The following is a 12,805-nucleotide window of genomic DNA, read 5'->3' on the forward strand; positions in this document are numbered from 1 at the left end:
ACCACAACACCAGGCGGGATGGGACGACGACCGCCACGACAAAGGCCGCTCCGGCACACGCAACCAGCGCCAGGAGTCCGATCACAAATACCTGCACGACATGCATCGCACCGCTCACCACTTACCAAAGTAGGAAGAGATGTCGAAGTAGACCTTGCGCTCCTCGCCCGAGGGCAGCACGATCGTGATGAGGTCCATGGCCGATGGCTCGAACAACAGCGACTGCGATTTGATGCGCGCGCCGGGGTAGTGCTGATCGAGCCATGTGCGTTGCGCGGCGATGCCCGCGCCTTCGCTATGCGCCGCAGACAGATCGACGGGACGGTCCGGCGGTGCGCCATCCCCATGTGCGACGGCCGGCCGCGGCGACGGCGCCGAGTGACATGCCGCAAGACCCGCCAGCAGGACCAACGACAGCAGTCCACACTTCATATCACACCCCCTAATGTGATCAACCAGACAGCTGGATCAGAGTAGAACTGTTGGCCTACTGCGCACAATAGCGCACAGCCTGGCTAGGATTTCGCTTGATGGATCACTCGATCAACTGCGCACCTGGTCCCGCAGCCTTCTCCGCCGGGCGTCGCTAGTAGCACTGCCACGCAAGCGCCCACTCGTCTTCTTTTCCTGGTGCTGTTCCGCGGCCGAAGTAGCCGACGCCGCCGTCGCCCCACATCCAGCGGCCCTTGTCCGTGGAATCGATCTGGAAGACGAACTCGGGCGATGCGGGATGGCGTTTGAAGGGCGCCCAGAAGATCTCGGCCTGGATCAGCGTCGGCCATCCTCCCAGCTTGAAGCCATCCAGGTTCCGGAAAAGATCGTGGTAGTGCGCTTCGATATCTGCTGGCAGATCCATCGGCGCATCCTCCCAGCACGGGTAGTCGTCATGAAAGACATGCGGCCGCATCGGAAATGCGCTGATCGGCGAATCGATGTTCCGTGGCGCCAGCGGGACCAGTCCATCGAGCCGCTTGTAGGCCCGCAGACACCACCCTTCCCCATTAGGCGTATCGACCGGGAGCGTATCGGGACCGATGAACACCGCAATCAGTGAGATATCCGCTAGGCGGGCCGGCCGCAGCGGCAGTTCGCTGACATTGATCTGACACAGCGCATGCATCGGCCGTCCCGCCGTCTCCGGCCATGTCTCGCCCGGCGCGCAGACGTTCACGCGACCGAACCAACTGGCCAGGGGATCGTCGGGCGGCCGGAATCCACCGATCTCCAGGATGACACCCGAGCGGACGAGTTGGGCTTTGAGGTCGTCAGCTGTCGTCGTCACGTGTGCGTCTTCCGCGCCTCATCTAGGCCGAGCCATGTTTAGTGGCTTTGCGTTCAATAGAACATGGATCAGTATGCATTTCCAAGACAAGTGCGCTCCGATCCCGTTTCCCCGGTACCTCGGACTTAAGCGCGTTGTCAGGCCCCCCGTTGCGCAACGAGCCGCTCGTATACGCGTAGATCAGAATCCGAGAAGCAACAGAGGACAACCTCTTCTAAGCCGAGGTCAGGTGCAGTGGCCTTCACCGGGCCACCAAGAGCGACAAGCAATCCGGGGAAGAGCTTCATGGATTCCATGAGCGATACACCAACTGGGTTCAGCCGCGCCACGAAGCGCGATCGTCTCCGGTACACCGTAGGCATGCGTCCCATGTACTTCAATCATCGGACTAGCTTTCAAGGGTGTCGCACCTAGCAGCGCACTCTTGCCTCTACTTTTGCTCACAGCCGTCGAAGACAGGCTCAACGCCGGCCTGGCGCGCCAATATCAATTGCTCCGGTGTGGGTCGATAGGTCGGGGGCCAAGGTGGCCCAAGCGCGGCGGGTGGACAGAACAGTGAGAGCGGAACTCCAGCGCTCACCAAGGCATCCTGAAACAGCTGCGCACGCTTGAGTGCCAGGGCGCTGCATTGCGCATCCGCACATTCGCTTGGGTCGGCTCTGCCAACAACCTGATACCGAACCTCATCGATACGCAACATGATCTGCGAATCGTGTTCCAAGACGCGCCTAAGCCACTCTGCAGAGTCGACAGATGTGGTCAGATCATTGTCGACAGAAGGCTGACCATGTTTGAAGGAAATGCTGAATAGCTCAGGACCAGACGCGCTTAGCGTCAGTGGCAATGCTAGGAACGTGAGCAATACGAGAGCAAAGAAAGTTTTCATGTGCAGTCGAGGCTTGAACTAAGCAGCGGACCAAGCGCGAAGCGATTGGGACGTCCGCTCGAATGAATACTTAGGTGGCATCATGCTGGCGGATTGATTGCCGCCATCGCACTTGTCCCACAGCTTTTGCAACAGAGCCCAGGGTCGCCAAGCGTATTGCAGGTAACGCCAGCCACCGGAAGACGGCAACGAACGCAGTGAAACACTGCCGCCGAGACTTGGCCGACACGCGGGACATACCGAACCCCCAGCTCATCGAACTCAACTACCCACCAACGGCGCTTCGGGTCGTACTGCGCCGTTCCATGCCCCTCAAGGTCCTCGGACTCATCCGACTCATCATAGGCTACAAGCGGAAGGCCAGGCGACAGCACAACCCCAGCGTTTGATAGGTCCCGGATGCTGCCAAACGTGTCGAGAACGACAGCGGTTCGTTCCGGATTGATGACGCCACGGACCAGACCGTTGAAATCTGCATAGATCCGAATTTGCGGAAGATTGCCCATTGTCGCTAACGCCTCCGTTAAACCGCAGCAAGATCTGGAGGTGGTTTGATCCAGCCGTCATGACTCATCCGCTGGCTCCCAATTCGTCACAGCGATGAACTGCTCCGACTCCGGGGGCTTTTCAAATGCGCTCCCTTCCGGAGCGTCCAAAAACGGAATAATGCTTGGGTCGTAGTTGGCGATCGTGTTGACGTCATAGACGGCATGGTTGGCTGGGTTGTCCATGTACGCATCGTCTTCGTAGCCTGACATGAAGCGCCAACCGCTATCGACGTCGTTGTCCGGCGCCTCGCGGTACATGAAGCGCACGGAATCACCGTCGACGGTGATCCTGTCGGTGGCAATACAGCCGCCGTAGCCTTCGGCCATTGGCTTGATCTGATCTTGCGAGAGTCGGAACTGCTTGGTCATGCGTCCTGACACCTGGATTGGGCGACACCGCGAAGCAGGGCCGGTTGAATGAATAGTTGGACGGTGGTGCCAGAGGTGGTGAAGCATCGACTGCGCTTCCCCAGCACTGCCGCATGGGCGCGAGCATGCCATAGATCTCTGTCTTGGATCTTGCTGGCGTCGCTGGCCGCTGGGTGTCACCAAGACCGGCGTCAGGCCTCAAGCCTCCGGGCTTGGTGTGCCCACTGCTACACGCCGCCGCCCAGAAACGGCAGCACGATGAAACAGGTAATCAGGAGACTACCGACGACGACGGTCGACAAGTAAGGCGCCGAGCGAGTTGAGCGATCCGTGGCCACGGAGTACCACGCTGCCGGAACCGAGATCAGAAGCGCCAGGAACGAGCCAACCCCAATCACGGCGAACGCAACAGGCACCACAGGGACATCGCGCAAGAGGAGGGACGCCACCGTTGAAATGACCAGACTTGCTTCAAGAACCAGCAGAGCGAGTACGGAAATCTTCGCCGGCTGCATAGACATGTTCTCGGGGCCTGCCAACTGAATTGAACCGCACCGCGCGGCGGCTTCGGGTTGCATCATCGTTAGGCGCTGGTGCCAAGGAAGGGGTGAAGCATGGACCGCGCTCCCCAGTACTGCCGCCAGGAGCCGAGCATGCCACAGTTCGCGATCATGAGGACTTGTCCAAAGCGGACGCCGCATCGCGCGTCCATCACTAGACTAATGCATGAAGTAGGCGGAACCACGACACGCATTCGTCTCGTGTGGATTGTTGTACCCAGCATGTCTACTCCAGAACTGGGGTCAGAGCTAACTTTAAATGGCCTTGCATACAAGAAAAATGCACTCTGACCCCTGTTTCTAGACCCCTGTTTCTAAGCGTCCAGCGCGCTGCCATGCAAGGGGGCGCCGGCCACGCTGGCCAGCACTTCAGGCGGCCATGCGGGCTTGCTCTTGATGTGGAAACTGGCCCAGCGGATCAGGCCGTAGAGCACGGTCAGCGGAAAGAGCGGGATGGCGATGACCTGCCAGAGGATGGCGCCCAGGTCGGGGTGCTTCCAATGCTCCGCACTGCCCGGGCCGATGAAGGGCTGGCCGAAGAAGAGGCAGCGCGCCAAGCGCATCTCGAACAAGGCCTCATTGGGCCCGTCGCCTTCGACGAACAGCGGCCCTTCGTGCTCCATGAAGCGACGGATGTGCTCCCAGGTATCGAGCAGGGGCTGCACCGCGATGGCGCTGCTGGTCAGGCCCAGGCCGAACTGGCCGACCACGCGGGTATCGCCGGGCGCAGCCAGCACGATCATCTGCAGAGCCGCGTTGTCCTGCGCGACGGTGCCGGTGAAGGTCTTGAAGCGGACGACCTGGGCGCGCACGCAGGCCCAGTCGTAGCTGAGGATCTCGTACTGGCCGCCCCCGCCCCAGAGCGGCCACCAACTGAATAGACGCGTGTTGTCCTTGAAGACATGGACCTTGCCGGCGTTGCGGTCGAACAGGGTGGGTGCGTAGCGGTAGCCGATGAGGTCGAAGCGGAGCATCAGAGCGAACAAAAGCGCGGCTAGGGACATGCCTCCAACCCCGAACGCATAGCCGAAGGAAAGTCGTTCTCCGGCAAAGAAGTCTTTGTTTATGACTTGCGGGAATCCGATAAGCAGCAGTGGTAGCCCTATCGCCAGGGCTCCAAACGCGAAATAGCCCACTAGCACAGTCATCATGTTTCCATAAGCCAGCCCATGCGGAAACGCCTCGATGACCGCGCCGCCGCTGTTAGGCGATCGGCTGGCCGGCACGCTGTGCGGCGGCAAGAGCACCGCCCCAGAGCCTATGCCCCTGAACACCTCGTTGTCGTGCAGCTTGAAGAATTCGTCGCAGGCCTCCTGGCCGAACCATTCGATATCGGCCATGCCGATGGGGCGGCCTGACGCCGAGGGCTTGGAAGTAGGCTTGGGCCCGGAGGCAGGGTGTTTGTAATTCTTGGTTCGGGCCATGGTCAGGGTTTATTCACGATGAGCGTGTCGCGCCCGAGGCTGAGGCGCTCGACGGCAGCGGCGCAGCGGCCCCTGCTGCGCGGTCCGGCACCACATGGCGCCAGGCGTCCAGCGCGCTGCCATGCAAGGGTGCGCCGCCCACGCTGGCCAGCACTTCAGGCGGCCATACGGGCTTGCTCTTGATGTGGAAACTGGCCCAGCGGATCAGGCCGTAGAGCACGGTCAGCGGAAAGAGCGGGATGGCGATGATCTGCCAGAGGATGGCGCCCAGGTCGGGATGCCTCCAATGCTCCGCACTGCCCGGGCCGATGAAGGGTTGGCCGAAGAAGATGCAGCGCGCCAAGCGCATCTCGAACAAGGCCTGATTGGGCGCGTCGCCTTCCACGAACAGCGGCCCTTCGTGCTCCATGAAACGGCGGATGTGCTCCCAGGTATCGAGCAGGGGTTGCACCGCGATGGCGCTGCTGGTCAGGCCCAGGCCGAACTGGCCGACCACGCGGGTATCGCCCGGCGCGGCCAGCACGATCATCTGCAGGGCCGCGTTGTCCTGTGCGACGGTGCCGGTGAAGGTCTTGAAGCGGACGACCTGGGCGCGCACGCAGGCCCAGTCGTAGCTGAGGATCTCGTGCTGGCCGCCCCCGCCCCAGAGCGGCCACCAGCCGAAGAGACGCGTGTTGTCCTTGAAGACATGGACCTTGCCGGCGTTGCGGTCGAACAGGGTGGGTGCGTAGCGGTAGCCGATGAGGTCGAAGCGGAGCATGAAGTAGACGAACACCGATAGGACTGAAGTGCCGACCAAGGCAGGAGTGAATGCATTGGCATCACCAACTGCGCTCGCAAGCATCAGGGTCAATGGCAAACCTATGGCGACGGCGCCAAAGCCAAGATACCCCACAAGCAAAGTCATCATGCTGCCGTACGCCAGCCCATGCGGAAACGCCTCGATGACCGCGCCGCCGCTGTTGGGCGATCGGCTGGCAGGTACGCTGTGTGGCGGCAAGAGCACCGCCCCGGCGCCGATGCCCTTGAACACCTCGTTGTCGTGCAGCTTGAAGAATTCGTCGCAGGCCGCCTGGCCGAGCCACTCGAGATCGGCCATGCCCAGTGGCCGGCCCGATGCCGATGGCTTGGGTCCGGAGGCTGGGTGCTTGTCGTTCTTGGTTCGGGCCATGGTCAGGGTTTAGAGCGGCTCACAAAACCCTTCTGGCGTCGTTGCCGCATCTTGTCGTACTACTCGTACTGCCTTCGATGCGGTGCCTCGACAGAACTGCTTCGTTGGGTTTTGGGAGCTGCTTTTATTCACGATGAGCGGTCGCGCCCGAAGCTGAGGCGCTCGACGGCAGCGGCGCAGCGGCCCCTGCTGCGCGGTCCGGCACCACATGGCGCCAAGCGTCCAGCGCGCTGCCATGCAAGGGGGCGCCGCCCACGCTGGCCAGCACTTCAGGCGGCCACGCGGGCTTGCTCTTGATGTGGAAACTGGCCCATCGGATCAGGCCGTAGAGCACGGTCAGCGGAAAGAGCGGGATGGCGATGACCTGCCAGAGGATGGCGCCCAGGTCGGGATGCCTCCAATGCTCAGCACTGCCCGGGCCGATGAAGGGCTGGCCGAAGAAGATGCAGCGCACCAAGCGCATCTCGAACAAGGCCTCATTGGGCCCGTCGCCTTCCACGAACAGCGGCCCTTCATGCTCCATGAAACGGCGGATGTGCTCCCAGGTATCGAGCAGGGGCTGCACCGCGATGGCGCTGCTGGTCAGGCCCAGGCCGAACTGGCCGACCACGCGGGTATCGCCGGGCGCGGCCAGCACGATCATCTGCAGGGCCGCGTTGTCCTGCGCGACGGTGCCGGTGAATGTCTTGAAGCGGACGACCTGGGCGCGCACGCAGGCCCAGTCGTAGCTGAGGATCTCGTGCTGGCCGCCCCCGCCCCAGAGCGGCCACCCTCTGAAGAGACGCGTGTTGTCCTTGAAGACATGGACCTTGCCGGCGTTGCGGTCGAAGAGGGTGGGTGCGTAGCGGTAGCCTATGAGGTCGAAGCGGAGCATGAGAAGTGCGCTAGCCAGCAAAACCATGAGTGCGATCAACCCGAAGTAGCTAAGTCCTAGTACGCGATCAAAGGTCGCATCGAAGACGATGTAGATCAGAGGGGGCATCATCACCAAGGCGCCGAAGGCCAAGTAGCCCAAGAGTGCAGTCATCATGCTTCCATAAGCCAGCCCATGGGGAAATGCCGCGATGACCGCGCCTCCGCTGTTGGGTGATCGGCTGGCCGGTACGCCGTGCGGCGGCAAGAGGACGGCCTGGGTCCCCACGCCTTTGAACACTTCGTTCTCGTGCAGCTTGAAGAATTCGTCTCCGGCCTGCTGGCCGAGCCATTCGATGTCGGCCATACCGGCGGGTCGGCGCGATGTCGATGGCTTGGGCTCGGAAGCGGAGTGTTTGTCGTTCTTGGTTCGGGCCATGGTCAGGGTTTAGAGGGCTCACAAAACCCTTCTGGCGTCGTTGCCGCATCTTGTCGTACTACTCGTTCTGCCTTCGATGCGGTGCCTCGACAGAACTGCTTCGTTGGGTTTTGGGAGCTGCTTTTATTCACGATGAGCGGTCGCGCCCGAAGCTGAGGCGCTCGACGGCAGCGGCGCAGCGGCCCCTGCTGCGCGGTCCGGCACCACATGGCGCCAGGCTTCCAGCGCGTTGCCATGCAAGGGGGCGCCGCCCACGCTGGCCAGCACTTCAGGCGGCCATATGGGCTTGCTCTTGATGTGGAAACTGGCCCAGCGGATCAGGCCGTAGAGCAGGGTCAGCGGAAAGAGCGGGATGGCGATGACCTGCCAGAGGATGGCGCCCAGGTCGGGATGCCTCCAATGCTCCGCACTGCCCGGGCCGATGAAGGGCTGGCCGAAGAAGATGCAGCGCCCAAGGCGCATCTCGAACAAGGCCTCATTGGGTCCGTCGCCTTCGACGAACAGCGGCCCTTCGTGCTCCATGAAGCGGCGGATGTGCTCCCAGGTATCGAGCAGGGGCTGCACCGCGATGGCGCTGCTGGTCAGGCCCAGGCCGAACTGGCCGACCACGCGGGTGTCGCCGGGCGCCGCCAGCACGATCATCTGCAGAGCCGCGTTGTCCTGCGCGACGGTGCCGGTGAAGGTCTTGAAGCGGACGACCTGGGCGCGCACGCAGGCCCAGTCGTAGCTGAGGATCTCGTGCTGGCCGCCCCCGCCCCAGAGCGGCCATCCGCTGAAGAGACGCGTGTTGTCCTTGAAGACATGGACCTTGCCGGCGTTGCGGTCGAACAGGGTGGGTGCGTAGCGGTAGCCGATGAGGTCGAAGCGGAGCGCGAACACTACGAGTAATGACGCAAAGCTCAGGCATCCCACCGCAAAAATAAACGGAAAACTAAATCGATCCTGAGCGAAACTTGGATCGAGAAGGGTAGGCCAAAAGAGAGCCAACAACGGTAAACCCATTGTTGCAATGAATGCAGAGTATCCAACTAGCACAGTCATCATGCTTCCGTACGCTAGCCCATGCGGAAACGCCTCGATGACAGCGCCGCCGCTGTTGGGCGATCGGCTGGCCGGTACGCTGTGTGGCGGCAAGAGCACCGCCCCCGCGCCGATGCCCCTGAACACTTCGTTGTCGTGCAGCTTGAAGAACTCGTCGCAGGCCGCCTGGCCGAGCCAGTCGAGATCGGCCATGCCCAGTGGCCGGCCAGATGCCGATGGCTTGGGTCCGGAGACAGGGGGCTTGTCGTTCTTGGTTCGGGCCATGGCCAGGGTTTAGAGCGGCTCACAAAACCCTTCTGGCGCCGTTGCCAGAACTGGGGTCAGAGCTAACTTTAAATGGCCTTGCATACAATAAAAATGCACTCTGACCCCTGTTTTTCCTGACCCCTTTTTTTCCTGGGCTAGTTTTCAAAGGTGTCGCACACAAGAAAAGTGCACTCTGGCCCCTGTTTTTGTTTACCCCGTTATCCACTGTTAGATGGCACCTGCGCGTTCACTCGACATACGGACCGACAGGGCAGTCACTAGGGCGAGTGGCATTCCATCTGTCTATTATTGCTTGCTTGTTTTCCCGGTGCCAAATCGCGATGTTCTTCTCGTACTGATTAAGTCCGCCGTTTAGCTTGGTACAATCTCTGATGGAGAAATTGGCGCTCTCGTCGCCATAAGTTACGCGGAAATGAGGCGGGGCGTGCTCCTTAGAGAATACCTCAAACTTGAGCTTTCCCAATCGTCCGACCGCGTGCTCAAACGATATGCGTAACGTACCTTTTTCCGTTTCTTCAATTACATAGCCTTGTTGAAAGTCGCGTTCAAGTGATTCCGCCAACTCTTGAAGCTGGCCGGTAGACCACTCTTTATGAGGCTTAATATCGTCAAGTTTCATTTAAATTTCCGTAGATCCAACTAGTAGTGGACAGCTAAACGCCGAGTAAAGCAACTTAGCTTCCGAAGTTAACCTAATCCTGTTTCTCGGCCATTGTCGCGCAAACCCGCCACGATCAATGAGTAGGTCACGATGTGTGAATTAGATTCTTGTAGCCTGCGTCTTGCTGCCCATCGAGAACCGACTCCAAGAACGAGTTTAAGTCGCTACGCATTTCTATAAGGCTGGATTCGCTCTTCAGGATCCTTGCCACAGACACGCTTTCTCGTCGAACCCTATTTTCGATGCTTGTAGACACAGCTCTTAATACTTGGCGCGTGATGCGGTCGAATTGCGTGGCAATCTCGTCAACTGTATTTTTTATTGCCTGAGGAGCTAGTCGTGCATTGCTCGACTCAAAGCTGCCGCCCACGAATTGCTGTAGCGACGCGCCAATACACGCAAGCAGAAATGATTTGAAACTCAGGTAGTTGAACAAGGAAAGCTGCTTCTCTTCGTTCTCAGTTCTTTCGGCTTTCGTTGCGAGAGACCGTTTTACTTCGTCAATAGACCGAGAGAACGAGTAGGCCAGTAATATGTGTGTTGCAGTACGATCCGAGAATGCCTTTCGATAGATCTCCGGTCGATCGAACACTGCATTCTTACTCCGAATGGCGTCAACGTAGTGGCCGTTGAACGCGAGAACTGGCTGCGCAGCTTTCTCTATGCCAATCTCCGCTTCAACTGAGTCAAAACCCCGCTTGACGCTGTAGTCGAATCCTATGTTCTTGAACTGTGTGCGGAGCGAACTTTGGGTCTCGTCGTTGGCATATTGATCCCAAGTCGTGATCTTGTTCTGCGTGTTGTTATATTTAACAATTTCCTCGACCAAGTCTGGGCTCTTGCATACCACAACACGACACATAACCCAGACGTTTGAGAGTTCCGTCTCCTGTCCTACATGACCAAGAGAGCCAGTTGTTTGCGCTCCGTTTATTATTGATATTCCAGTCAGGTGACTTGATGCGCCCCGCCTTGTGAGTGCATCCGTTAAAAGCGTGATGCCATTATTGAATACCCAGAAGTCTTCCGGCTGGGAACTCGCCGTAGAGCGAATGGCCGAGTTAATCTTTTTTCGGCGACTTATTCCAAGAAATCCCCGATAGTTTGCGGAGAACAATCTCTCGTCGTATTCCTTAAAGAGCTCGCGCAGCCACTCACCTCTGACGGAGTAAACATGCGCGGTCCAGTCCGCTGACTTCTGCGTGCCAAGCCATGTTCCGTTGATCTTAATTCTATCCTTTACGAGGATCTGTGACGAGCGCTCATTGAAGAGTGTCTCGATCTCACGAAGACCAAACTCTTTGCAGGTAACTAAAACACTGTCGCCAAAGAGTTTCGACGCGGCACGTTGACATGTGTCTAACTCCTCCTGACTGTTTAGAGACTCAGGAAGGTTGTGAATGTAAAGGAGCTCAACTGCCTCGATCTCTTCCGACTCAAGCGCTTGCCGGCATTCCAGAGAGCGAGCTCGAGCGCGTTCGTTTATCGTCTTCGCATTGCTGTCGCCGTGTGCAATCCACGACGCCGCAATCATTAGATCGGATGCCTTTTTTGACTTCGCTTTGTCCGAGGACTTCTCGGAGAAAAAACCTTGGACGATTACGATCTTCTGTCCAGTCTTATCAATTTCAACGAAGTCCATACACTTGTCGTTGCTGCCGTCTGTCAACGCACGCGATGCAAGCGCCTCCAAGTCCGGTTCGTCAAGGTAAAGGCCAAGTACCCATAGAATGTATGCGTTGCTTCCGTAGCGCCGCTGAAGGTCGGTTTTCTTCTTGAATTCAGTCAAGTGATACAAGTTAATCTCCGTCTAGTTGGTTCTTGGACACACAATTGACTCCGTTTCTGTGCCGGCTAATTCCTGGCTTAGGCTGACCGCGAAGCGGCGTTGGCTGAGATGAATTGCTAGCTTCCACTTGCGTGCTTGAATAATCTGATCGCCTCAGCAAGTCTCTTGCGGGTTTCAAGTACGTGTCGATCCTTGCTGGCAATGTTCTGGGGTAGATGAGATAAATAATCCTCAAGCATTATTCTAAACGCCGGAGAATTCTGATCACTCAGCTCTTGCATAAGGCCTGAAGGATCCTCTATGCTCATGAAGCGATTAAAAACAAATTCTTGCTCGGAAGGTAAACGCTTCTCAAGCGAATTTTTCGAGAAAATTTCTCCCAGCCTGGTCGTTGTTATTGTTTCGCGGCTACGGTTGGCTTTTGCTAACGAACGAACCTCTTGTTGAAGTTCAGATATTGCTGCAAGTAGATACTCGTCCTTACCGACAGGCTTCTCGTCGAGTTTTGCAACGACGAACTGACCAAAGTGCTTTAGGAATGTCGTGTATTCTGCACCTTTTGATGCCTCGTAAGTTGCGTGCACCTTATCTCGGAGTTTTACTTTAAACGCCTGTATAGCGTGATAGTGGAGGTCTCGGGGATACTGCAAGTGCTCGATTGGCGAGGTGTCAAACGAATAATTGGTTTTGTCGTCTTTAATAATTATCGCTGGCTTATCGAACGCAAGACGCATTCCAAGTTCGAACATGACATTGGGGTTTTTTGCGCTAACGTCGCATATGACGATGTCATTGTCATACAGATTCTGGACGATGCGCTTTTGGATGATTCCAATCTCATTCGAATCACTGACAAGCTCAACAGTGAACCCCGTATCCGCCAATGCCTCTTTGATGATGGCACGTAACTCGTCCCAGTGGCTTTCCGGCAAACCGTCAATTGCGGATATTGGCATCACTAGGCCGCAGCGTAGTGCTTTTGAATCGGTTGCCATTGATCGCCCCTTGGAGCTAACTATTAGTATTAAATTCCATCAATTCGCCAGAAACATCGGATAACCGCAGCCAGAGGTATGTCTAAGGCTCTGGTAACGTGGAAGGATCGGACTGATGCCATGTCTTGTACCGGAGTGGCTGTTCAAGTTGCCAAGTTCGCAACCTGTAAAAATCAGCGCTTATGTCGGCGGTATTGATTGTTAGTGCTTAGATTACGATAGATAGCTACCACCCTTATGCGAAGAACCATGGCCCGACGTGTAGTGACCGCCGTGATTCTTCGTGTGGTGTGAACCAGATGCGCGCGCACGTGCATCCGCAGATGCAACAGCTAGGCACAAGGCAAACCCGGCTAGCGCCGCGATGATCGAGACTTTGGTAAACATCGATTTCCCCTGAGAAGATTTGGCGTCCTAGCGTTCCCATTACAGATGGACGTTTTGCGCCGCGTATCCCCATGCGCAACCGTCCAATCAGGTCCTATGGAAGTCCGTTCTCCCCCACAGACGATCCTGTTGTA

12 protein-coding genes and 1 pseudogene are annotated in these 12,805 nt (G+C 57.9%); all 13 read right to left on the reverse strand.

From position 1 onward, the window contains the following. Positions 1–114: 114 nt before the first annotated feature. Positions 115–411, reverse strand: coding sequence for a hypothetical protein (locus CEK68_RS14495; protein ID WP_152181223.1), 297 nt, complete (start codon positions 409–411; stop codon positions 115–117). A gap of 175 nt (positions 412–586) precedes the next feature. Beyond that, positions 587–1,282, reverse strand: coding sequence for a DUF1963 domain-containing protein (locus CEK68_RS14500; protein WP_226977897.1), 696 nt, complete (start codon positions 1,280–1,282; stop codon positions 587–589). Between the two features lie 430 nt (positions 1,283–1,712). Then, positions 1,713–2,168, reverse strand: coding sequence for a hypothetical protein (locus CEK68_RS14505; RefSeq protein ID WP_152239791.1), 456 nt, complete (start codon positions 2,166–2,168; stop codon positions 1,713–1,715). A gap of 563 nt (positions 2,169–2,731) precedes the next feature. After that, positions 2,732–3,085 (reverse strand): DUF2185 domain-containing protein, encoded by a 354-nt coding sequence (locus tag CEK68_RS14510; RefSeq protein WP_150410026.1) that lies wholly within the window; start codon positions 3,083–3,085, stop codon positions 2,732–2,734. A 227-nt stretch (positions 3,086–3,312) separates the two neighbouring features. Then, a complete protein-coding gene (locus CEK68_RS14515; protein WP_152239792.1) occupies positions 3,313–3,666 on the reverse strand; it encodes a hypothetical protein in 354 nt (117 codons plus the stop codon). A gap of 293 nt (positions 3,667–3,959) precedes the next feature. Continuing rightward, the gene (locus tag CEK68_RS14520) at positions 3,960–4,985 is read right to left on the reverse strand and encodes a DUF6708 domain-containing protein (protein WP_223875639.1); all 1,026 of its coding nucleotides are present in this window, start codon (positions 4,983–4,985) and stop codon (positions 3,960–3,962) included. Between the two features lie 97 nt (positions 4,986–5,082). Continuing rightward, the gene (locus CEK68_RS14525) at positions 5,083–6,240 is read right to left on the reverse strand and encodes a DUF6708 domain-containing protein (protein WP_193314207.1); all 1,158 of its coding nucleotides are present in this window, start codon (positions 6,238–6,240) and stop codon (positions 5,083–5,085) included. 124 nt (positions 6,241–6,364) lie between these two features. Next, positions 6,365–7,459: a DUF6708 domain-containing protein gene (locus CEK68_RS14530; protein WP_193314208.1), complete on the reverse strand. Its 1,095-nt coding sequence runs from the start codon at positions 7,457–7,459 to the stop codon at positions 6,365–6,367. A 195-nt stretch (positions 7,460–7,654) separates the two neighbouring features. Then, positions 7,655–8,764 carry a DUF6708 domain-containing protein gene (locus CEK68_RS14535; protein ID WP_193314209.1) on the reverse strand — a complete coding sequence of 370 codons (1,110 nt, stop codon included), beginning with the start codon at positions 8,762–8,764 and terminating at the stop codon, positions 7,655–7,657. Positions 8,765–9,065: 301 nt separating this feature from the next. Further along, positions 9,066–9,458 (reverse strand): DUF4160 domain-containing protein, encoded by a 393-nt coding sequence (locus tag CEK68_RS14540; RefSeq protein ID WP_081613455.1) that lies wholly within the window; start codon positions 9,456–9,458, stop codon positions 9,066–9,068. Positions 9,459–9,585: 127 nt separating this feature from the next. Beyond that, entirely contained in the window at positions 9,586–11,298 is a 1,713-nt protein-coding gene (locus tag CEK68_RS14545; protein ID WP_157836392.1) for an AIPR family protein, read from the reverse strand. A gap of 107 nt (positions 11,299–11,405) precedes the next feature. Further along, positions 11,406–12,284 (reverse strand): RNA helicase, encoded by an 879-nt coding sequence (locus tag CEK68_RS14550; RefSeq protein WP_152239795.1) that lies wholly within the window; start codon positions 12,282–12,284, stop codon positions 11,406–11,408. A 173-nt stretch (positions 12,285–12,457) separates the two neighbouring features. After that, positions 12,458–12,671 (reverse strand): annotated as a pseudogene (locus CEK68_RS14555) (hypothetical protein). Positions 12,672–12,805 lie beyond the last annotated feature (134 nt).

The organism is Xanthomonas sp. LMG 12461, assembly GCF_009192935.1.
GTDB classification, from domain to species: domain Bacteria; phylum Pseudomonadota; class Gammaproteobacteria; order Xanthomonadales; family Xanthomonadaceae; genus Xanthomonas_A; species Xanthomonas_A sontii.

Excerpts from the sequence above, each read along its gene's own strand:
- CEK68_RS14550 (WP_152239795.1), bottom strand. The coding sequence starts at position 12,284 with ATGGCAACCGATTCAAAAGCACTACGCTGCGGCCTAGTGATGCCAATA.
- CEK68_RS14510 (WP_150410026.1), bottom strand. The coding sequence starts at position 3,085 with ATGACCAAGCAGTTCCGACTCTCGCAAGATCAGATCAAGCCAATGGCC.
- CEK68_RS14530 (WP_193314208.1), bottom strand. The coding sequence starts at position 7,459 with ATGGCCGACATCGAATGGCTCGGCCAGCAGGCCGGAGACGAATTCTTC.
- CEK68_RS14515 (WP_152239792.1), bottom strand. The coding sequence starts at position 3,666 with ATGATGCAACCCGAAGCCGCCGCGCGGTGCGGTTCAATTCAGTTGGCA.
- CEK68_RS14535 (WP_193314209.1), bottom strand. The coding sequence starts at position 8,764 with ATGGCCGATCTCGACTGGCTCGGCCAGGCGGCCTGCGACGAGTTCTTC.
- CEK68_RS14525 (WP_193314207.1), bottom strand. The coding sequence starts at position 6,240 with ATGGCCCGAACCAAGAACGACAAGCACCCAGCCTCCGGACCCAAGCCA.
- CEK68_RS14540 (WP_081613455.1), bottom strand. The coding sequence starts at position 9,458 with ATGAAACTTGACGATATTAAGCCTCATAAAGAGTGGTCTACCGGCCAG.
- CEK68_RS14505 (WP_152239791.1), bottom strand. The coding sequence starts at position 2,168 with ATGAAAACTTTCTTTGCTCTCGTATTGCTCACGTTCCTAGCATTGCCA.
- CEK68_RS14520 (WP_223875639.1), bottom strand. The coding sequence starts at position 4,985 with ATGGCCGATATCGAATGGTTCGGCCAGGAGGCCTGCGACGAATTCTTC.